Source organism: Nitrospira sp. (genome assembly GCA_016788885.1).
Taxonomy (GTDB): Bacteria; Nitrospirota; Nitrospiria; order Nitrospirales; family Nitrospiraceae; genus Nitrospira_A.
Map to the genome: position 1 here is coordinate 35,838 of JAEURX010000070.1, position 21,243 is coordinate 57,080.

The 21,243-nt window shown below is 59.6% G+C and carries 22 protein-coding genes; 9 read left to right on the plus strand and 13 right to left on the minus strand.

The annotated features are described in order from the left end of the window. Window positions 1-147: 147 nt before the first annotated feature. The 7 genes from JNL86_17240 to JNL86_17270 all read right to left on the minus strand — a co-directional run bounded on the left by JNL86_17240 (window position 148) and on the right by JNL86_17270 (window position 5,040). A complete protein-coding gene (locus JNL86_17240; protein ID MBL8044655.1) occupies window positions 148-1,164 on the minus strand; it encodes an anti-sigma factor in 1,017 nt (338 codons plus the stop codon). Then, on the minus strand, window positions 1,161-1,766 hold the full coding sequence (locus tag JNL86_17245) for a sigma-70 family RNA polymerase sigma factor (protein ID MBL8044656.1): 606 nt from the start codon (window positions 1,764-1,766) through the stop codon (window positions 1,161-1,163). The genes JNL86_17240 and JNL86_17245 overlap by 4 nt, the downstream gene beginning before the upstream one ends. A gap of 121 nt (window positions 1,767-1,887) precedes the next feature. After that, on the minus strand, window positions 1,888-2,967 hold the full coding sequence (locus tag JNL86_17250; protein MBL8044657.1) for a hypothetical protein: 1,080 nt from the start codon (window positions 2,965-2,967) through the stop codon (window positions 1,888-1,890). 159 nt (window positions 2,968-3,126) lie between these two features. Beyond that, the gene (locus JNL86_17255) at window positions 3,127-3,327 is read right to left on the minus strand and encodes a hypothetical protein (protein ID MBL8044658.1); all 201 of its coding nucleotides are present in this window, start codon (window positions 3,325-3,327) and stop codon (window positions 3,127-3,129) included. Between the two features lie 17 nt (window positions 3,328-3,344). Continuing rightward, on the minus strand, window positions 3,345-3,662 hold the full coding sequence (locus tag JNL86_17260; GenBank protein MBL8044659.1) for a tetratricopeptide repeat protein: 318 nt from the start codon (window positions 3,660-3,662) through the stop codon (window positions 3,345-3,347). 67 nt (window positions 3,663-3,729) lie between these two features. Then, window positions 3,730-4,497, minus strand: coding sequence for a tetratricopeptide repeat protein (locus tag JNL86_17265; protein MBL8044660.1), 768 nt, complete (start codon window positions 4,495-4,497; stop codon window positions 3,730-3,732). A gap of 120 nt (window positions 4,498-4,617) precedes the next feature. Beyond that, on the minus strand, window positions 4,618-5,040 hold the full coding sequence (locus JNL86_17270; protein ID MBL8044661.1) for a hypothetical protein: 423 nt from the start codon (window positions 5,038-5,040) through the stop codon (window positions 4,618-4,620). A gap of 155 nt (window positions 5,041-5,195) precedes the next feature. Between JNL86_17270 and JNL86_17275 the strand changes: the two genes are divergently transcribed. The 6 genes from JNL86_17275 (at window position 5,196) to JNL86_17300 (ending at window position 11,030) form a co-directional block, all read left to right on the plus strand. Then, the gene (locus JNL86_17275; GenBank protein MBL8044662.1) at window positions 5,196-5,762 is read left to right on the plus strand and encodes a thioredoxin family protein; all 567 of its coding nucleotides are present in this window, start codon (window positions 5,196-5,198) and stop codon (window positions 5,760-5,762) included. Window positions 5,763-6,037: 275 nt separating this feature from the next. After that, the gene (locus JNL86_17280) at window positions 6,038-6,895 is read left to right on the plus strand and encodes an HDOD domain-containing protein (protein MBL8044663.1); all 858 of its coding nucleotides are present in this window, start codon (window positions 6,038-6,040) and stop codon (window positions 6,893-6,895) included. A 241-nt stretch (window positions 6,896-7,136) separates the two neighbouring features. Next, the gene (locus JNL86_17285; GenBank protein ID MBL8044664.1) at window positions 7,137-7,832 is read left to right on the plus strand and encodes a VIT1/CCC1 transporter family protein; all 696 of its coding nucleotides are present in this window, start codon (window positions 7,137-7,139) and stop codon (window positions 7,830-7,832) included. Window positions 7,833-7,882: 50 nt separating this feature from the next. Next, window positions 7,883-9,625 carry a SagB/ThcOx family dehydrogenase gene (locus JNL86_17290; protein ID MBL8044665.1) on the plus strand — a complete coding sequence of 581 codons (1,743 nt, stop codon included), beginning with the start codon at window positions 7,883-7,885 and terminating at the stop codon, window positions 9,623-9,625. 59 nt (window positions 9,626-9,684) lie between these two features. Next, entirely contained in the window at window positions 9,685-10,542 is an 858-nt protein-coding gene (locus JNL86_17295; GenBank protein ID MBL8044666.1) for a hypothetical protein, read from the plus strand. A gap of 71 nt (window positions 10,543-10,613) precedes the next feature. Then, window positions 10,614-11,030: a hypothetical protein gene (locus JNL86_17300; protein ID MBL8044667.1), complete on the plus strand. Its 417-nt coding sequence runs from the start codon at window positions 10,614-10,616 to the stop codon at window positions 11,028-11,030. A gap of 2 nt (window positions 11,031-11,032) precedes the next feature. Here the strand turns inward: JNL86_17300 and JNL86_17305 are convergent, their stop codons facing one another. The 6 genes from JNL86_17305 to JNL86_17330 form a co-directional block, all read right to left on the minus strand. Continuing rightward, window positions 11,033-11,479 carry a VanZ family protein gene (locus tag JNL86_17305; GenBank protein MBL8044668.1) on the minus strand — a complete coding sequence of 149 codons (447 nt, stop codon included), beginning with the start codon at window positions 11,477-11,479 and terminating at the stop codon, window positions 11,033-11,035. Between the two features lie 125 nt (window positions 11,480-11,604). Next, entirely contained in the window at window positions 11,605-11,970 is a 366-nt protein-coding gene (locus tag JNL86_17310) for a response regulator (GenBank protein MBL8044669.1), read from the minus strand. Window positions 11,971-12,159: 189 nt separating this feature from the next. Beyond that, on the minus strand, window positions 12,160-15,282 hold the full coding sequence (locus tag JNL86_17315; protein ID MBL8044670.1) for an efflux RND transporter permease subunit: 3,123 nt from the start codon (window positions 15,280-15,282) through the stop codon (window positions 12,160-12,162). A gap of 7 nt (window positions 15,283-15,289) precedes the next feature. Continuing rightward, complete coding sequence (locus JNL86_17320) at window positions 15,290-16,453, minus strand: efflux RND transporter periplasmic adaptor subunit (GenBank protein ID MBL8044671.1); 1,164 nt, start codon at window positions 16,451-16,453, stop codon at window positions 15,290-15,292. Between the two features lie 37 nt (window positions 16,454-16,490). Continuing rightward, entirely contained in the window at window positions 16,491-17,750 is a 1,260-nt protein-coding gene (locus tag JNL86_17325) for a TolC family protein (GenBank protein ID MBL8044672.1), read from the minus strand. 102 nt (window positions 17,751-17,852) lie between these two features. Next, window positions 17,853-18,299: a hypothetical protein gene (locus JNL86_17330; GenBank protein MBL8044673.1), complete on the minus strand. Its 447-nt coding sequence runs from the start codon at window positions 18,297-18,299 to the stop codon at window positions 17,853-17,855. 1,309 nt (window positions 18,300-19,608) lie between these two features. Here JNL86_17330 and JNL86_17335 point away from each other — a divergent pair. From JNL86_17335 to JNL86_17345, 3 genes are all read left to right on the plus strand, one after another. Continuing rightward, window positions 19,609-20,310 carry a hypothetical protein gene (locus tag JNL86_17335; protein ID MBL8044674.1) on the plus strand — a complete coding sequence of 234 codons (702 nt, stop codon included), beginning with the start codon at window positions 19,609-19,611 and terminating at the stop codon, window positions 20,308-20,310. A 96-nt stretch (window positions 20,311-20,406) separates the two neighbouring features. Beyond that, window positions 20,407-20,733, plus strand: coding sequence for a DUF1153 domain-containing protein (locus JNL86_17340; GenBank protein ID MBL8044675.1), 327 nt, complete (start codon window positions 20,407-20,409; stop codon window positions 20,731-20,733). A gap of 41 nt (window positions 20,734-20,774) precedes the next feature. Then, window positions 20,775-21,128: an IS3 family transposase gene (locus JNL86_17345; GenBank protein ID MBL8044676.1), complete on the plus strand. Its 354-nt coding sequence runs from the start codon at window positions 20,775-20,777 to the stop codon at window positions 21,126-21,128. Window positions 21,129-21,243 lie beyond the last annotated feature (115 nt).

Consider the following 21,243-nt stretch of genomic DNA (forward strand, 5'->3'; position numbering starts at 1 on the left):
CTATCGAGATCCTGGGGCAGGGACATGGTGTCGTGGTACGTGTTGGTCGGCGGTACAAACCCCCGTCATCGGGGGCAAGAACGCATGCTAGCATGTTTGGGGCAGGAAACCGCAGTGGAACGTTTGTCGGGAAGGATGGGCTGACGGCTAGATTTGACCGATCAAGTAGATGGCCCCGGTCGGCTCCGGACGCCCGCCGTCCGGCTCCACGGTGACGGCGAATTTCTTCATGCGTGGAAACTCACCCATGTTTTTGATGAACATGCGGGCTTTTTGGCCTGCATCCAATCCGAACACACCCGCGCTCACCGGTTTGTCGTCGATGGCCCAGAGCTGATAAACCTTTCCGCTCGGGAGCGCAGGCAGATTGAACGCATAGAGCCAGGCCTTCTTAGTGGTCGGGTCGAACAGCAGGAACGCGCCTGCCGACTTCGCCATCTCGGATCCTGACAGGGAGACGACTCTGGAAGCGGGATTCTTGAACAGCCCGGCAAACTCCTCGCTCTGGCGGGCAAGCCGTTGTAACGCGCTGTCGTGTTGCGTCAACTGTGCATGCGCGTCGTCCAACTCCGCTTCCCGTTGTAATAACTGATCGCGCAGTTCAGCCACTTCGGTAGTGCGTTGACCCAGTTCGGACTTGAGGGAGCCGAGCGTTTGGTCGCGTTGTTGGAGTTCCGTTTGTAACGCGGCCACTCGCGCGGACCCCTGTTGTACTGCCGCTTGCAGCTGTTGGATTTCACCCGAACGTTGTGCGGTTTGCGTGTATGACAGCCAGGCGACATACCCGCCTCCCACCACCAAAGCTACGGCGGCGAATCCCATGGCAAACCGGAAGGGCAGCGAGCGGGCAGGCGTGATAGGCGGAAACAGGTGGTTCATCCATTCGCCCGGCTCCAGACTGGATCGTGGGCTTGGCTGTTCCGTTTCGGGCTGGCCCGACGTCGACGCGGGCGCCATCATGATCTTGGCTTTGAGCGTGTTGGGGGGCGTCGCGGGAGTGAGCCCGAACGGCAAGAGCGATGCGACGGTTTGATAGTCTTTCAGGGTCGCATGGCAGGCGGCGCACCCGGACAGCAGATGGGCTTCGATGGCCTGCCGCTCCGAACGCTCCAACGCGCCGATGGCGTAAAGGGGAACCGCTTCTTCCAATTCTTCGTGGGTCATGCGTGGTGACCTTGCGGCAGCGTCTCCTGCAAGGACGCGCGGAGTTTCGTCATGGCCAGCTTGATTCGAGTCTTCACCGTGCCCAATGGTTGATTCAATTTGGCGGCGATCTCCGTATGCGTCAAGCCCTGGTAAAAGGCCATTTCGATGGCCTGCTGTTGCGGAAGCGGTAGGTCGAGAATCGCTTTCGCCATGAGCTGCCGGATTTCCGTGTCCTCACGGGCTTCATACGGGTTCGGGCTGACATCAGGCGTGACGGACACCAGGGGGTGGTCGAACGAATCGGCCACGACCTGCTGTCCACGCGAGGTGCGTGCGCGTAGCCGATCGATGGCGCGACTACGGGTCAGGGTGACCAGCCAGGCGATGGGACTGCCTCGCCCCACATCGTACTTGGCAATTTTTCTCCAGACTTCGAGGTACACGTCCTGGAGCAACTCCGCCGCCTCGTCGCGATTGCTGAGAATGCGATACGCCAGCGTAAACAGCAATGTGCTGGATTGGTCGTAGAGTTGGCCGAATGCCTGTTGATCGCCCTTGGCCACGCGGGCCAGGAGCTTGGGATCGATCGATGATGCAGCGTGTCGCGGGGCAGCGTCCATGCAGGGCCTAGATGCGTGCAGCTCTCCGTGATTCCGAATAGGGCCCACTATAACACTGTACGGGAAAAACGACTAATCGGATGTCAGTTTGCGCAGAGGTCGAGACTCGCCGGGGTGACGCTTATACGTATCCGGCCAGAAACTGTGCGGCGTCCTGTGCTCCGGACAGCGGCGGTGGTTGCGCCGCAGGTGGTTGCGCCAGTGCCTGACGGAGGGCGGGCTCCCATGCTCCACGATGAAAATCCTCCCGCGACAGTTCCGCTCCACGTCCATATCGATGAAGATAATCCACCAGCGACTGCTCATCGGCGAAATTGTAACGGCGGACGTAGACGACGGGAATGCCGAGCGCGACGGATTCGACAATAGTGCCGTACCCCGGCTTGGTGACCACGAGGTCCACGGAAGCCAGGATCTGTTTGAACGGGAGGCCAAGGGCGGCGAGCGACACGACTCGCGAGCAGTCGTTCGGAACAGGGCCATCGAAGAGGAAGCGACAGGATTGCATGGCGTCCATCTGTTCGAACGGCGGATTGGTGAGTGGAATACCGCCGAATCCGACCAGGATCAGACGGTCTTCATCGTCGGCGCCTACGGACCGTCGCAGTTGCGCGCGCTGAGGACTGCTCGGCTCCGCGATGGGGCCGATGTCATACAGGTTTCGAAAGGCCGTGATGGCCAGGCCCGGAGCCACCCGCAGGAAGGCGTCAGCCTGGCCATAGGCGGCTCGGATCTGGCGCAGGATGGCGACTTGATCAGATAGTGCGTGATCGAGGAATGGTTCGAGCACGAGGTCCCACGAGAGGGAACAGAGCCCGATCGTCGGGACGTTCGCCGCGGCCCCGGCGGCAACTCCAAGATGGGAGATATCCGAGAGGACCACGGCTGGCCGGGCGTCACGTATCAGAGCAGCCTCGGCGGCGATCTTCCGCTCCCAATCCGCGTGGAGTGTCCGGTGAGCCTCCCACGTTCCCGGAACATCGATTGTGAGTGGCCCGTTCTGGATACAACCGACATCCTGTTGGGCGGAACTCAATTCCCAGGGCAGCGACAGGCGGGGTTCAAAGAACGTGGCAGGCACGGATGTTCGAAGGAGGGCCTTCAGGTGCGGGACTCGCTTCGCCAGGGCGTTCAGGACCGGCACCACCTGCGCCGCATGGCCGTAGCCATGCCCTGAAATAGAACACCAAATCAGCGGCATGGCAGGGGATGGACATGCGCCACCGTGGTGATGCTCAATCTGGCATCCTGCTCGCTGGACAATCGACGAGATATCTGCGGACCTGCACCGTCCGTGACCCTATTCGGTGCCGTGTCGGAGTTACTCGTGGGAGTGGTACGCGAGAGCATCATCCGCCGATCAGCTGTTTGAGTAGTCGGATTCCATCGGGGCGATGTTGTACATGAGCTCCAAATCGAACTCGTCGATCAGTTCGTTTACGGCAGCCCGCCCCATGTCGGAACGCACTTCGTTGATCACCAATTCGATCGCCATGGCGGCGTGCTGGCCGTACTGGGTGATGGCGGATTCGATTCGTTGTCTGGCTGTGTCGAGATCCATAGGTCCTCCACTCCGGGTTACCCGAGCGTTCGCAGGAGTTGTTGCAGTTCCGGCACGAGGTCTACACCGCCATTCGATCGACCGGACACCGCGGCATCGATCCCGGCCTTCAAGACCGGTTTGGCGTCCTCTGTTTTCCCCAGCTTCACGAGTGCGCGCCCCAGCGCGAGGTGCGAGGCGACGTGCGTGGGGTCCAACTGCGTGGCGACCGTGAGGTGCTCTGCCGCCTCTTCGAGGCTGCCGCCTTCCTGCAGGATCTTGTTTCCCAAACCATAACGGCCGAGAAATCCCTTCGGGTTCTTTTCCACCATTTGACGAAATGCACTGATATCCATGAGGCTCCTTGTGATGTCGGGATGACTGGAGAAACAAGGTCGGAATTCTAGCATCCCCCCTGTTCGCTCAGCTACGGGCTGCTCGCAGTCTTGCGAGGCGATCGCGGTCGGCAGCCGAGGGTGCCCGGCCGGTGCCCAGCGCCAGGTGATGAAGGCGCTCCACGCAACGGATGGCCGCGACGGTGTCCTGTCGCTGCTCATACAAGTCGGCTAGTTCCCGCAATACCGCCGCCTCGCCGGCCGGATTACCGAGTTTGATGAAATGTTCGGTGGCATTGTTGAAGCACCGTTCCGCTTCCACTGAGTGCCGACTGTCCAGGAACATTTTTCCCATCTGGCTGTAGGTGCCGGCCAGCCCTTCCTCGTTCCCGACGATGCGATGGGCATCCAAGGCTTGGGTGAACAGTCGAACGGATTCCTCCCAGTGCTGCTGCCGCGCTTCGTCCATCGCCAGGTTGTGGTAGAGAATGCCCAACGCGCGATGGTCGTCCAACGGTTTCAACAGGTCGAGTGCTTCGAGGTAATAGGGACGCGCCTTGTCCGGCTGATCGGCGCCGATATAGAGGTTGCCGAGATTCACGAGGGTGTGCGCGATGGCGTGCGGATCTCGCTCATCGCGTTGAATGGTCAGCACCTCTTTATAGCAGGCGTCGGCTTGGTCGAACTGACCAGACAGCGCCAGCGTATTCCCGAGATTGCCGAGACTGTTGGAGAGTTCGCGTGGTGTGCCCGTGAGGCGGTCGTCCTTGACTGCGGATTCCCAGGCGGCCCGTGCCTGGACGAGATCGCCCCGGTGGAGAAAAATGCGCGCGCGATGTTTATCGTTTTCAGCCATAGAGTGCGTGAAACGTTAGACGTGAAAGGTGAATCGTGAAAAGAGACAGAAAGTATGGACAGTAGCCATGCGGTTATTTTCGATCCGAGGCGGTGAACGTTTCACGTCTCACGCCATACGTCAGTCGCCGCCTTTGGGGGTATCCTTTCGGAATTCCACCACGATGTCGTCTTCCTCGTCTAAGCCTAATCCGGTACGAAATGACTCCAGCAGTTCCGTGACGTGATTCACGTGCCGGGGGTCTTTTCCCTCCGGCGAGGCAAGGTAGGCTTCGGCGAGTGTCATGCCGGTCTGAAAATGCCGTGCAATGGTTTCTTCCGTGACCTGTTGCCAGGTGATATAGATGCAGAAGGCCTGGAAGCGATGCGCGGTGGGGTGGCGGGCGGCCAGCGCAAGGAGTTGCTCGTAGGCCTCTCTCGCCGTGGCGCCGGCATTGGAGGAAAATGTCGCTTCCAGTTCAACGGCCTCGTCCCAGTCGGCACCGAGTTCAGCTTCGGCTTCCCGTAACGTGTCTTGAGCGGCCAGCGCGGCATCGAATCGCATGCAGTCCTCATCCCTCTCGAAGGTCGATTGTTTCGTGTGGCTGCAGAATACTGGGTGCGCGGAAGGGAGGTCAATGCCGGGCGAAGCTTGAGTCACGGGAACGTCGACTGTAGAGTAGTGCCGGGTGTTGCCGGTTCATTCTTCGGGAGGTCATGATGGCTGTTGAATCGTGCATGCTTCCGCTGGGGAGCACGGCTCCTTCGTTCGAGCTTCCCGATGTGACGAGCGGGCAGTGCTATCGCCTGGAGTCCTTCGCCGGGAAGGCTGCCTTGCTGGTGATGTTCATCTGTCGCCATTGTCCCTACGTGCAACATATTGAACAGCAGTTGGCTCAGTTGGGGCGGGATTACGAGGGCAGCGGTCTGGGCATCATCGCGATCAGCAGCAATGATCCCGCCGGCTACCCTGAGGACGCCCCGGATCGATTGAAAGAACTGGCACAGCGCGTGGACTTCCACTTTCCGTTCTGCTTCGATGCCACGCAAGAGATCGCGAAGGCTTATCGCGCGGCCTGCACGCCGGATTTCTACCTGTTTGACGGGCAACGCCGACTCGTCTATCGAGGCCGACTGGATGACAGCCGTCCCGGCAGCAATAGGCCGGTGACCGGTCGAGACCTTCGCGCTGCAATCGATGCGGTGCTGGAGGGAACCATCGTTCCAGGCGATCAACAGCCGAGCATCGGCTGTAGTATCAAATGGAAGCCCGGCAACGCGCCATGACCCAGCTCCGCAGGCCTGCACTCCCATTCTGGCTCCTCATCGCAAGCTCTTAGAATATCGGATGAATTATCCGTTGATGGGCTCCGTCCGGCATCCGCACTTGCTTGCGCGTCTCGCATCCATCCCCGATGTCCCCACTGCGGGAGCCTGTCGTCCGTCAGCGTCCTACAATCCTTCCGCTCCGGCTTTAGAAATAATGGGCCGGAACCGATACAGATATCCGAGGGCTTTGCAACGGTCGCACGCACATCGCGTCGCAAGGAGGATCGTCCATCATGGCATCGGCGCAAGAACTTGTTCAATCCTGCTCCAACGTCTTTACCCTGCCGGAGATCTATGTTCGCGTCCGCGATGTCGTCGACAATCCTGAATCCACCATGGAGGATCTGGCGAAAGTCCTCAAAATGGACCCGGGAATTTCGGCCCGTATGCTCAAGATCGTCAATAGTCCCCTCTACGGCTTTCCCAAGCAGGTCGATACGGTGACGCGTGCGGTGAATCTGCTCGGCATGCAGGCGGTGCGCGATCTCGTCACGGCGACGACCGTCGGCCGCAGTTTCAGCGGCATGACCGTCCAGATCATGGATCTCTCCGCCTATTGGCGGAAAAGCGTCCTGTGCGCCTTGATGGCCGGGAAGATCGCCAAAGCCTGCGGCATTGAAGAGAGCGAACGATTTTTCATCGAAGGCCTTCTCCGCGACATCGGGCACCTGGTGCTCTACCAGACGATTCCCGAGCGGGCACAATCGGCCTTGATCGAAGCCGGGAACCTTGGGGAACCGTTGGCGGAAGTCGAGCAGTCGAATTTCGGGTGCGACTATACGGAAGTCGGCGCCGAGCTCATCCACTCCTGGGGGATGCCGATGCAAATCGAGCAGGCCATCCGTCATCAGTTGTGCCCCGACGATGCGGGCGACTATGCCCTCCACGCCTCGATCGTGCACCTTGCCGGGGTGGTGGCCGACCATAACGAATTGCATCCGGCCGTTGCTCCGCAAGAGGTCTCGTTTCATGCGTCCGCGCTGCAGACGACCCGTTTCAATGCCGATGATCGACCGATGTTGCTGCAGGAAGCGCTGGACCAATTGCAGGATACGGTGAAATTGTTCAGCCCCGTGGCCATGGCCGCGTAACTCACGGCGCATTCCGCCGGCGGCGCGTTTCAGGTTCCGGCATGCGTCGCCGGCCATCAGACGTCTCTTCAGAACCCCTCCACGTATCTGTTTCTATGAATCCCTCACCATCCAGCGCAGACGGTCGTTCGTAGCCAGCTCGACGGATCCCTGTGCAGTTCATGACGCGCGGACTCGTCCCTCCTTGACCGGAGCGAGCAAGACGCGTACACCAGCAGCCTGACTCAAAAGGAGAGCTGGTATGCCTCACGCGCTTCATGCGGAAAAACATTTCACGGCCACGGCGACGGTGCGTGATATCGTGATCGGCATGGCCGACGGGTTGACCGTTCCCTTTGCCCTGGCTGCCGGATTGTCCGGAGCGGTGGCCTCGTCCGCCCTGGTCGTCACGGCGGGATTGGCGGAAATTGCCGCCGGTTCGATCGCCATGGGACTGGGCGGCTATCTTGCGGCCAAGACCGACAGTGAACATTATGTGGCGGAACGGTCGCGGGAATTGCGGGAGACCGAGCATATTCCCGAAAAGGAGGCCGAAGAGGTGGCTGAGATTTTTCGCAGTTACGGATTGCGCGATGAACACATCGCGCCGCTGATCGCCTCCCTTCAAGCCAATCCCGGCCGGTGGGTCGATTTCATGATGCGGTTTGAATTGGGCTTGGAAGAGCCGGATCCGTCGCGCGCCCGGTGGAGTGCCTGGACGATCGCGCTCTCCTACGTGATCGGGGGGCTGATTCCGTTGCTGCCGTACATGCTGATTCACGATATCGTGACGGCGCTGTGGTGGTCGGTGGCCGTGACTCCCGTGGCACTGTTCGTCTTCGGCTACGTGAAAAGCGGATTGACCGGCGTGCCGCCCTGGCGTGGCGGGGTCCAAACTGTGCTGGTCGGCGGGTTGGCCGCGGCTGCCGCCTTCGGGATCGCCCGGCTCCTGGGCTAAGACGGAACGCTGCGTTTACTTTCCTTCATCCGCCTCGTTAGACTGCCCGCATGACGTTCGACCACTCGTCTTCCGGCCTGCCTGCCGAACCGACTTCGACTGATCCGATCGACCGCGTGATCGCCTATCATCTTCGAACCAAGCATCATTTCGACCGGTATGCGAAGTCGTTGGGGTTCTTGGATTGGGCGAACCAACCGAATCCGTTTCGGCGCTTCGAGGGGGCGCAGCTGATCCGTTTGCCGTTGCTCAAGCCAGAGGACGAGCCACGGTCGCCGTCTTATGATGCTCTGTATCAGCCAGATGCCGTGGCGCCGAAACCCTTCACCGCCCGGACGCTGTCACGATTGTTCGAACTGGCGCTCGGGCTTTCGGCTTGGAAGCGGGCAGGGGAGTCGGAGTGGGCCCTACGCAACAATCCTTCGTCCGGCAATCTGCATCCGACGGAAGGGTATGTGCTTGTGCCGCCGGTCGAGGGTTCAGATCTCCACCCTGGTCTCTATCACTACGCGGCGAAAGAGCATGGCCTGGAGCTACGGGCAGACTTTTCTCCCGCACACATCACACAGTTGCTCGCGCCGTTTCCGCCCGGTGCATTTCTGTTCGGCCTCAGTTCCGTCCATTGGCGGGAAGCCTGGAAGTATGGCGAACGGGCCTTTCGTTATTGCAATCACGACGTGGGCCACGCCCTCGGTTCCGCACGTCTGGCCGCGGCCACGCTCGGTTGGACGATGGTGTTGCTGGATGGGGTGGATCAAAACCAGGTCGCGCAGGTTCTGGGCACGCATCGTGCGGAGGACTTCGGCGAGGCCGAACCGGAACATCCCGATTGTCTGGCAGTGATCTGGCCTCGTTCAGATGTGAAGCCCGATGCTCTCAGTCTACCCCTGTGTTTGGATCAAACGGCCGTGAAAAAACTGGCGGCGGGACCATGGCACGGCCGGGCCAATCAATTGAGCCGCGAGCATGGCGTGCACTGGGACGTCATCGACGAGGCGGCGGAGGCCTCCTGGAAGACCAGCCTGGAGCACCCGATCGTCTCGCTTCACGCCAGCCCCATGGTTCAATCTGGGACGCGTCACGCCACACGAACGAGCGCCGCCGCCACGATCATCCGACAACGCCGCAGCGCCGTGGCGTTCGACGGCCGCACATCAATTTCCAGCGCCACTTTTTTTCAAATCCTGCATCGGTTGATGCCTGAGGCTGAGAAACAGCAACTGGAGCGGCCCATGCCCTGGGATCTTTTGCCCTGGGATCCGGCCATTCATCTGCTGTTGTTCGTACACCGCGTGGAGGGTCTGACGCCGGGTCTCTACGTGCTGGCACGCGATCCGAAAAAACTGCCGTTTCTGCAGCAGGCGATGAATCCTGAATTGGAGTGGACCCCAGTGCCCGGCGGCCCGAACGATCTTCCCTTGTATTGGCTGCTGCAAGGCAACGCGCAGCGTCTGGCCGCACAGGTCAGTTGTCACCAAGGCATTGCCGGCGACAGCGCGTTTTCACTCGGCATGTTGGCTGAATTCGAAGGGCGCTTGCGGAAGGGCGGATCCTGGTGGTATCCACGCCTGTTCTGGGAAGCAGGGTTAGTCGGACAGGTCCTGTACCTGGAGGCTGAAGCAGCAGGTGTGCGGGGGACGGGCATCGGCTGTTTTTTCGATGATCCGGTGCATGAGATCGTCGGGATCAAAGACCTGGCGCTGCAATCGCTGTATCATTTTACGATCGGTGGACCCGTAGACGACGGGCGGCTGTTGACCTTGCCGGCCTATTACCATCTCCAGCATGGATGACGGCACAAAACACAGGTTGAACAAGAGACGAACGACGGGAGACGAGGAACGAATTCACTATGTTCAAGATCAAAAAGAAGATCGAGAAGCCGAAGCCGCCGATTCTGTACAACGTGATCGAGGATTACTCCGAATTCGATGCGCCGGGAAATGTGACCGCCTGCGCCATGACCTTGCCGGAAAATATACCGGCGCATGCGAAGATCCTGTCGGAAAGTTACGATGTGCCGCTGGACCAGATGACGCAGTTGCTGAGCGAGGGTGGCGTCTACGTATATCCGCAGGTGGGGGGCTTGCTCACGCGCGGGCTCTTTGCCTGCCGTATCGATCCAACCGGTGCCTCGCCGAAGCAGACGTGGGTGCTGGATCTCATGCAGTTCGCGGAGGCGGAACAGTGGGCCAGGGCGCGAGGCGTCTCATTGGCGGATGCAGCCGGCGAAATCTTCTATCGGACGCTGCCCGAGGAATTGAAAACGAAACTCGCGCAGAAAAATCTGGGGCTCGATTACCGCACGCTCGATCGCGCGGTCGCCAAGGGGGGCGATATCAAGTTCATCGATTTCCGGAAAGATTGGTCGCCCCATTTCAAACGGCTGTGCATCATGCCCGACGGGCGCCTGGTGGAAACCGGCGGACTGGAGGAGTTCGCGCAGTTGCATCAGATTACGGTGCCGCAGGCGAAGAAGCTTGTCGAAGAAGGGGGGACTATGGATGTGGCAGGCGGTGAAGTCCTGGCCTGCCAGATTGTGAACGGCCAACCGGCGGTCGCTCGATTCAGCGCGAAGAACTACAGCAAAGCCAAGGAGCTGGTGGGCGCCAAAGGACTTCACATCATGGATGCGCTCAGTGAGGTGGCCTATAACGATTCCATGATGATGCGAACTCTGCAGCGCAAGGACTTGGGCGGCCGGATGTAGCTTTGAGCGCAGCAGCCGCCGGACCGGGCTGCAGCTCGTTTCGCGTAGGCTGTGTATCGGAGGGCTGTGCCATGAGGCAAATCTCTTGTCTCTGTGCCATGAGTCTCTTGCTTGCCGGCTGCGCCGCGCACAAACCGATTCTGTATCCCAACGAACACTACCAACAGGTCGGTGCCGATGCGGCTCAGGCCGATATCCAGGATTGCATGGCTCTGGCGAAAGAGGCCGGGGCTTCTTCCAGCGAGGGGAAGACGGCTCAGGCGGCGACCGGGACGGTGGCCGGCGGCGCGGTCGGTTCTGCCGCCGGCGCGGTGGGCGGGGCCATCCTTGGGCACCCGGGACGCGGCGCGATGGTCGGCGCAGCCAGTGGCGCAACGGCGGGATTCCTGCGCGGGCTGTTCAAACGATCTCCTCCCAGCGCGGCCTTTACGAACTATGTGGATCGGTGTTTGCGGGACCGGGGATACGATCCGACAGGCTGGCAATAGTCTCAGGCCGCGGGTTCCGCCACTGCAGCGATAGTTCTCCTGATATAAGCCTCTCCCGCTTTCATTCCGATGTAGGCACCCAGAACATTGTCCAGCAGGTCGAGGAGCGACGTGCTGCGATTGTGACAATAGACCTGGTAATACTCGATACTGAATGACAGGGCGAAGGCCATGAGCATCAGGTGGCCTGGAGAGAAGGGTTTGCCGTCCAGTCCGCGAAGGGCATAGAGCAGGCCGAAGGGCAGGAACAGCAGGATGTTGGCGATGGCATCGATGCCGAGGTCGAGCAGGATCGCCGGGGAACTCAGCTGGTCCGGCGTCGGCACCCACCGGATATATTGCCAATGCGCATGGCCGACGAAATTATGCAGGGGAAGGATACCCACGAGCAGGATGAAGATGCTCCAGGCATACCAGAGACGTTTGACGCGGGACGGGGTTACCAGCACGAGAGCCTGACTGTGGGGGTCTGCTGCACGGCCGATTCTGGCAGAATCGGCGACAGGGTTTCCAGTATTTTTTCCCGCTGAGCACGTTCCGAGAACGGAGCGTCGGAGGAGACCGGGGAGAAGGGTTATTTCTGCGCCAGTTCCGCCTCCACGGCGTTCAGCATTTCTTTCAGATCGAAAGGCTTTTCGAACGTCCGGTGGGCGCCGAAGAGCCGGGCGATATCCAGGAAGTTTCGATCCCCCTGGGCGCCGGTCATGGCGATGATTTTGGTATCCATGTATTCGCGGGTCAACTGCAGGGTCGCTTCCAATCCGTCTACCTCAGGCATCAGCAGGTCCATGATGAGCAGATCGGCCTTCTGCTTCTGGTAGAGATCCAACGCTTCGCGTCCATCCTTCGCTTCGACAACTGTATGACCTGATCGTTCCAGGACCTCCCGCAGCAGGCCGCGGATGGAAGGTTCGTCGTCGATCACCATGATGGTCGCCATAACTACTCCTCGGGAAGATGTCAGGTTACTGTCTCGGTGGAGGGGCCGCGCAAGGCAGGGACTCCCGTGCAGACACCTCGACTCGTAGAAGAAGCTTACCGCCGGGATGAAAGTCTGTCCAGGAAAGAGTCGGAACCGGCCTGGCATTGCGGTTGGAACAGGGCCGATTTGTCATGATGCTACAGGGAGTTACGACCTGACGGGGGTGTCTTCTTCTGGAATCGTTTCCCGAACTGGTCGGACTTCACCACGCGAAACCAGGCGTGAATACAAGGCCGGAATGACCAGCAGGGTCAGGGCTGTCGACGTCAGCAGTCCCCCAATGACCACCGTAGCCAGCGGCCGTTGGACCTCCGCGCCCATGCTGGTAGCCAACGCCATGGGAAGAAAGCCCAAACTCGCGACCAGGGCGGTCATCAACACCGGCCTCAAGCGATCCGTTGCTCCTTGGAGGACCGCTTCCTGCGTGGAACAGCCTTCTGCTTCCAACCGTCTGATATGGCTGACCAGGACGACCGCGTTCAGGACGGCGATACCGAAGAGGGCGATGAACCCGATGATGGCCGAGATGCTGAGCGGCGATCCCCGCAGCCACAAAGCCAGAATCCCGCCGGATAGGGCGAGCGGCACATTGAGGAAAATGAGCAGGGCGGGCCGCAGTGTCCCGAAGATGACGGATAACATGCCCAGGATCAGCATGAGTGTCACCGGCACGACCATGGCTAGCCGCTTCCCGGCTTCCTGCAGATGTTCGTATTGCCCGCCCCAGATCAGCTCATATCCGGGCGGCAGAGTGACCGCCTGAGCCACGGCACGCTGAGCCTCGGCCACGAATCCGCCGAGATCACGCCCGCGGATGTTAGTCTCGACCACAATTCGTCGCTGCACGTGTTCGCGACTGACCTGAGCGGGTCCCGAATCGACGAGGATGCTGGTCACACGTGAGAGCGGGACGAGTTCCCCATGCATGGTCGGGATCAATAGGCTGCCCAGAGAGCCAGGATCGCGGGAGACACGTTCCGCCAGCCGCACAACCAATTCGAACCGTCGTGGCCCCTGCACGACAGTTCCCACGACCGTCCCGGCCCTGGCCGATTGAATCAGCGTCAGCACCTCGTCGGCCGTGAGCCCGTAGCGGGCGATTTCCGCCCGGTCGACGATGACGCGCAGCAACGGGAGACCGGCAACCTGCTCGACCTTGACGTCGGCCGCGCCTGGCACGCGTTCCAGTGCGCGCGCCGCCCGTTCGGCCTGCTGTTTCAGGATATCGAGATCCGGGCCGAAGATTTTGACCGCCAGATCTGAGCGCACGCCGGCAATCAATTCATTGAAGCGCATTTCAATCGGTTGGGTGAATCCAAGCCCTACCCCCGGTACCTGTTCAACGATCTGCCGTTTCATCGCGTCGATCAGTTCGTTGCGGCTCTGCGCGGTGACCCAGTCGCGTTGAGGCTTGAGGATGACGAAGACGTCGGACATTTCGACGCCCATGACATCGGTGGCCACTTCCGGGCTGCCGGTGCGTGTGACAACGCGCGTGACTTCGGGAAAACGCCTGAGGACCCGTTCGATATCCAATGCGGTGGCGACGGATTCGCTCAACGAGATGCTCGGGAGGCGCCACACCTGCACCGCCAGGTCCCCTTCCTCCAATCGTGGAACGAATTCGATCCCTAATCGGCTTCCCGCCAGCAGGCTGACGGCAAACAGACCAACTGCTATGGATACCGGCCAAATCGGGCGGGCCACGGCCCGTTGAAGCCAGGGCGTATAGACGCGTCTCAGGCCACGAATGACAGCCGTCGCGTCTGCACCTGGTTGGGACCGCAAAAACCAGAAGGACAAGAGGGGCGTGACCGTTAAGGCGAGGAGCAGGGAACCGGTCAAGGCCATGATGACTGTGATGGCCATCGGGCGGAACATTTTCCCCTCGATACCGGTCAGCGCCAGGATCGGGACGTACACCAGAATGATGATCGTCACCGCGAGGGTCATGGGGCGCAGCACTTCTTGACCGGCGGCCAGCACCTCGGCTAAGCGTGCGTCCTTGGTCTGTGTCGGCTTCTCGGCCATTCGCCGGAGGATGTTATCGATCATGACCACGGAGCCGTCGACCAGAAGTCCGAAATCGATCGCCCCGAGACTCATGAGATTCCCGGAGAGCCCGGCCTGCATCATGCCGATGAAGGCGATCAACATGGCGAGGGGAATGGCGGACGCCACGATGAGGCCGGCGCGCAGGTCGCCCAGAAAGAGAAACAGCACGGCAATGACGAGCAGGCCACCTTCGATCAGGTTGTTGCGCACGGTCTGCATGACCTTTGAGACGAAGATCGTGCGGTCGTAGTAAGGTTCGATCGTGACCCCGGCGGGGAGCGTGGCCTGAATGTCCTGGACTCGTGCCTTGACGCGAGTCACGACCTCCTGGGCGTTTTCTCCTGCGAGCATCTGCACCATGCCGATCACGGTCTCGCCGTCACCCATGGCTGTCGCGGCACCGATCCTGAGCGCCGATCCTTCTTTCACCTCAGCCAGGTCGGCGATATAAATGGGCACGCCGCCGGGACCATGAGCCACTACGATTTGAGCCAGATCGCTGATCTGCGTCGCCAGCGCCTCGCCGCGGATCAGCAATTGTTCGCGCTGGTGTTCGATATAGCCGCCGCCGGCGATGGCATTGTTGCGTTGGAGGGCATCGAACACCTGCTTCATCGACAATTTGAACGATAACAACTTCGAGGGGTCGACGATGATGTGGAATTGCTGTGGCTCACCTCCCCAGATGTTGACCTCGACCACGCCGGGCACGGCGCGTAATTTCATGCCGATGTCCCATTGCAGGAGTGTCCGCAAGGCCATCGGACTATAGCCCTCGCCTTTCACCGTGAATTGATAGACCTCGCCCAGGCCGGTCGTGAGGGGCCCCATCATCGGGCGGCCATATTCAGCAGGGATACGCTCCATGGCTTGCGCCAACCGTTCCGCGACGAATTGCCTGGCTCGATAGATGTCGGTGCGATCGTCGAAGATCGCCGTGACGGCAGAGAGGCCATACCGTGAGATGGACCGCAGCTCGCGTAAGGCCGGCAATCCGTTCAGAGAAGCTTCGATGGGGAACGTCACGAATTGTTCCACCTCGACCGGTCCCAGCGCCGGGGCGCGCGTAAGAATTTGCACTTGTACCGGTGTCAGGTCGGGGACCGCATCGATCGTCAGATGCGCGAACGACCAGAGGCCGGAGGCAATGACGACGGCGATGGCCACGACGGTAAAAAACCGGTAGCGGAGCGAAAATGTCAGTAGATGATGCATGCGCTCCTCATTCGCCCGATCCGATGTGTTCTTTCAGCAGCACATTTTTCAGATCGAACACACCGTCGGTGACGATACGGTCGCCCTCCTTCACGCCCCGCCGGATTTCCACCCACCCGCCGCCTTCGCGGCCTGCATCGATCGGCGCAAACGCGTAACCGCCCGGGGTTTCAAGAAACAGTCCGCGAGTTTTCTCGATGGTCGTGATAGCGCTCAGGGGGACGGTGATCACCGGCGGGCCCGACCAGCCGAGAGCCACCTCGACATACTCCCGTGGTTTCAACTGGCCCTTGGCGTTGGCAACTTCAAACCGGATGCGAATGGTGCGGGTGGTTTCGTCCGCGACCGGTGATAAGTAGGTGAGTGGCGCCACGATGGCGTCGCCGCCCTTTGGTGTGATCGTGCCGGAATCGCCTTCCTTGAATCGGCGAGCCTGTTCGATCGGCAGGTTGGCAAAGACCCAGACGCGGCTGGTATCGACGACTTCAAACAATTCATCACCGGGACCGACTCCTTGTCCGCGCACCGCATTCTGAATGACGACGGTGCCCGCGATCGGGGCGGTCAGGGTGTAGACATGGCTTTTCTCGTGCGGGCCCTGTTTCAAATCGTCCGTCGAAATCCCCATGTTGGCCAGTCGTTCGCGGATGTGCTGGTAGCGCGCCTGCGTTTCGAGATAGAGCCCCTTGTCTTCGATCAGTTTGCGCTCCGTGACGATATCGTCGGCCCGCAGTTTTTCGGTTCGGCGAAAGCTGTTCTCCGCCACATCGGCTTGCGCTTTTCCAACGAGGTATTCTTCGATCAACTGATCGAGTTGCAGGCTGCCGATGGCCACCAGTGCTTGGCCCTTCTTGACTCGATCTCCCAGTTGCACATGGATCTGTTCCACCTGGCCGCCGATGCGAGATGTGATCTTCGCCACCTGCTTGAGGTCGAGCGCTACTTCACCGGGTGCGGTGATCAGTTCGGGCACGGCGCGGAGCGCGGCCGGTTCGGTACGAAGGCGAGCCTGCACTGCCTGCGGCGGGTGAATCGCTTTGGTGCTGCCGGCCGCCGCGGGTGCTTCAGTGGCCGGAGCAGGTTTGGATGGCTGCGTTCCCTGGTCGCCGCAACTTGGGAGCAGGCCCAGTAGTATGGTCAGCAGGCCGATCGTCGTCCGTCGTCGAGTCATCGCTGCGCTCCAATCATCTGTGCAATATGGCCGGCGTTCACAATGAGGTTCCCAACGCGCGTTCGAGTCGGGCCAGCGCAATGGAGAGGTCGGCCCGCACCTGGGCATATTCGAGCTGCGTTTGCCGATACACCCGTTGCGCATCGAGCACGTCCAGGAGACTGGCTGCGCCATGCCGGAAGCTCGTGCGCGCCATTGTCAGCGTCTGCTCGGCCTGCTTCAGCAACCCGGTTTCGAAGACAGCCAGTTGTTCCTGCGCCGTGCGCACTTCCTGGGCATGTTGGGTGATGGCCTGCTCCAATTCCTGCTGAGCCCGCAGCCGCTCTGCGTCGGCGCGGTGTTTGGCGCCCAGGGCAGATTGAATTTCACCCTGCCGCCGGTACCAGAGGGGCAAGGGTACGGCCAGTCCGGCTGTGAGGGATTCATCGCCCGCTTCGCGATGGTAACTTCCGATGACGCTGACATTGGGCACGCGGGCCTCGCGCTCATAGCGCAACGTGTGGTCGGCCTGTTCTGCGAGTTTGCTCACACGCCGAACGGCCGGATGTCGCTCCACTGCTTGAGACACCAGTCCGTCGGCGGTGAGACCCTGCCTCGGCTTGTCAAAGTCGCCTTGAATGGAAAAGTCCTTCCCGAGTGAACCGGCGGTGAGGGTATTCAGCCTGGCTTTGGCGACCAGCAACGCATTGTTTGCACGGGCCACCTCCTTTTTGGCCTTCTGCACCTCGACCCCGGCTTTTACACTATCGAAGGAAGTCGCTTCGCCGGCCGACACGCGCGCCTGCACCGTTCGCAAGACCTCTTCAACATTGGTGACATTCTGGGCAGCCAGTTCGACATCCCGCTGACCGAACAGCAGGTGATAGAAGGCGATTTTGACATCGGCGAGTAACGACAGGCGCGCGTCATCCAGAGCGGCGTTTGCCCCGGCCAGACCGGCATCTGCCGCTTCCTGGCGGGCCTGGCGCTTGCCCGTCCACTCAAGAGGTTGTTCCACGGTAAATGTTCGCTCGGTTACGTGCGTGCCGGTACTCGGGTCTCGAATCGCACCGCGCCCGGCAATGCCGGTGATGGAAGGATTGGGGTATGCACCGGCCGCAATCTGTTGCCCCTGGCTTTGTTTGACGTACCCTTCGGCACCGGCCAAGGTGGGATTGTGCTGGACGGCCAGACCGAGAATATCCGGCAAGGAATAGGCGGCGGTGCGAGGCGCTTCAGCCCAGGCGCCGTGGCCGCCCGCGAAGGGGACGATGGCCAAACTCATGCAGACCATGGATATGACGAATCGAGCAATCATCGGGAGCCTCCTCCGGTCGCAATCGGGCCACACCGGTCAATGGGAGAGGCCCAAGCCGGTGTGCGACTGCGAGCAGGATATGGGTGTCGGAACGGATGAAAGTTAGCCGAAGAGCGGCACAGGCGGCGCGCGCGCAGGAATGTCAGCAGCGAGAAGGGGGACGACCACGGTCGAATCGTCCTGTTCCACCGCCGGGTCACGGCGCTCAGGCAGGGGCAGGAAGTGTTGGGCGACGAACAACAGATGCGTGAGCAGGGGCTTCACGAGCTTGCGGTCGGTGGCATCGTTGAGCAGTGAGAAGCTCAGTTCGGGGTCAGCATGCCAAGCATGTGGAGTTTCCGCCGAGAGGGACAGCCCCGATCCTTGGCCCGGTGCATGGTGATGGGCATTGAGATGATCCCCGAATTCGCCCTCAAGGTCGGCCGAAAAGACCGTGTGCACGGCAGCCGCGTGGATATGACCGGCTTCGCCATGATGGGGATCCGTCTCGGGATGGATGTGGAAGAGCGGCAAGGCCAATAGCCACAGGACTGCCCATGCGCGAAGCATGTGGTCGAATCGGGGAAGTCTGTTGTGCATGGAACGCATGAGCATAGCCGTCTACGTAGACGCTATCACAGGGAGCGAAACACATCAAGAAGCGGCAGGAAGAGCGCAGGGGAGGCGGAAGGGAGGGCAGGGGAAGCAAGTGCAGTCCCGCGTGAGATCTTGTCGCCGGCTTGACCAATATTCATGATCGGGATAGCGTGCTCGATGTGAGTGAAGAATTGGGGTGGCTAAGGACGCTCCATGCGATGATGCGGCTGAGGCCGGCAAAGGGCGTGGATGATGGCGGAAGAGGAACAGGCATGCTGGCAGGGATGGCATGGCCAGCTGGTCCATTGATGCCGTCCGCTGGTTCGTCGGAATGCGCTTCACTAGCGTTTTGAGGGAGTGTTCGATTGAGAGACCTGACCGCATTTGGGAATGTGAGGCACTAGCAGGGCACGGGGGGCCGTGGTATTGCATATCGCTATCTCACCAGTTATTCTCCTGTCGAATGAATCATGGAACCATACTCCCAAGCAATGCGCTGCCTGGCAGATTGACAACCACTTCACAAATTAATGAAGCGATTTGTAACATTCTATTCTAGGCTCCTTTGACAGAGCTGGTAGGGAAAAACGAACAACCATTCAAAGCGCTCAACAGACCAAACTGTAAGGACAGTATGGGACTAGTCATAACGCTGGTGCACGGGACATTTGGGCGATGGTCAGGATGGTTAGACAAAGACTCCTTGCTCTGCCGATCTCTTCAATCTTGCTTTCCTGGGAGTGTTCGACTCTGTTTGAATTTCAGGTGGTCAGGGCTGAATAGTCCTTACGCTCGTGAAAAAGCAGCAAAGAAGCTTCGCCAACATCTGCATGCAGTAATCGACGAATGTCCTGCGGACGTTCACATAGTCATAGGCCACAGTCATGGTGGAAATGTAGCGTTGTATGCCCTCAAGGACACGAGGCTGGCAGATAAAATAGGTGGGGTAATCTGTCTCTCCACACCATTTTTGCACGCGACGCGAAGAGAGCTCGGTTTCCTACCTCCTGGGTCAGTGAAGACAGGACTTTTACTCTTATTTTGCACTCTCGGCTTGATCGTCGGATACTACCTAAATTGTTTTACACCAATCGATGTAATAGGGGAATTAGACCGGCCGTCATTTGTTCTGTGTATTGTGGCTTTGACAGGGCCGATGTTCCTACTCCTATTTCTGTTTAAAATGTGGAGTAAGAATGCCGAAGGGCTATTAAATTTAATGTCCTATCCTCAGCTCCCTCCCCAAAAGGTATTTATTATACGTACACATGCAGATGAAGCGATGGGGTTGATTGCGAGTGGAAGCTTCTTGAGCTGGTTTAGCACAAGACCTCTGGCTCTACTATCTGGGTGGTACCTTTCATTACTTCAATTCGGCGATAGAATTGACACTAGCTTGCGGCGAATGGGCTTCTTCTTGATAAATTGGATTAGACTTCCCTTCTTATCTGGTGTAGCAACTATTGCTCTCTTTCCTCTGGTACCCGCCTCTTATTTCGTTGCTATGAACATCCCATCGCTGCAACAAGTTCAGATTGTTGATTGGATGATAGTTATGACACTTCTTTTGTGGGCGTACCTTTCTGTTCTTATATCTATCGGGATAGGTGGACGCAAAGGAATCTTTGACGTGTTCGAAGGAATCATCACTTTTATCCCAGGAATCATGTTGGCCCCTTTTCTTGTCTTTACTTCGATCTTTGCGATTTTTCCTCTCGGGATTAAACTGGCTTTATACTATTCGTTCCTAGAGGTAACCGCAGAGCCAGTACCCCCTGGATCGTGGAATATTTATCAAGTCGAAGAGGATTCCAAAAAGACTTCTATGGAAGAGAAAGTAATGAAAGCTCATAAATTCGATAGAGCTGAGATCCAGTTGCTCCGACCTCCCGGCTTTCTTCATGCCAGCTATAGTAATCCGAGGGCAATAGAAAGTGTGACACGATGGATTCGTAATATAAGAGGCTTGCACGAACCGATCTGAGGTTCTACCAGTAACGATCACGGACTCGTTATCCTGCTCCCCTTGAACTTGAGACCACCTCTACGACATGGTCCTGAGTGGACCAAGGAGGTGGCGATGACATCCGAATTCTCAGAACCCATTGAACGCTGGACGGCCAAGCGACGCGTGGCGTTGGTGGTCAGTATCCTGAAGGGCGAGACCTCCGTGGCCGAGGCCGCCCGCCAGCATGCGTTGACCGTGGCCGAGGTGGAGGACTGGCGGGAGAAGTTTCTGCTCGGCGCGGAGAACGCGCTCCGGAGTCGGCCACGCGACGAAGAGGCCGTGAAGGACGAGCAGATCCAGAAGCTGAAACAGAAGATCGGGGATCTCGTCCTCGACAATGATATCTTACGGGAGGCCTTGAAACCCTACCCTTTGGACCGCAAGACATCCGACGCGTGACGGCCGCCGTCTCGGGTGTCTCAGAACGACGAAGTTGTCAGGTGCTCGGCGTCAGTCGAGCGGGGCTGCATCGGCCGGCCGGGCCGGAGCGACGAGGGCGGAGAACCGAGCCGCCCTGGACCGAACGGCTTCACCAGCTGATCCAGCAGCATCCCACGTTCGGGTATCGCCGCCTGCAGGTGTTGCTACGATATCAGGGCGGGATGATCGTGAACCGTAAAGCGGTCTATCGTGTGCTGAAACAGAAGAGGTGGTTCGTGCACCAACGCGTGACTACCCCACGTCCTCGTGTACAGGGCTGGGTCAGTCGGGCCAGTCGCAGTAACGAACGGTGGGCCATGGATGTGACGCATATTCCCTGCGGCAAGACGGCTGGGCCCATCTGGCGGCGGTGATCGATTGTCATGATCGGGAAGTGATTGGGTACGAGTTCGCCTTGCGGAGTCGGGCGAAGGAGGCCGAGCGCGCCGTGGAAGCCGCCTGCCTGGCCCGGTTTGGGACGCTGCGGCC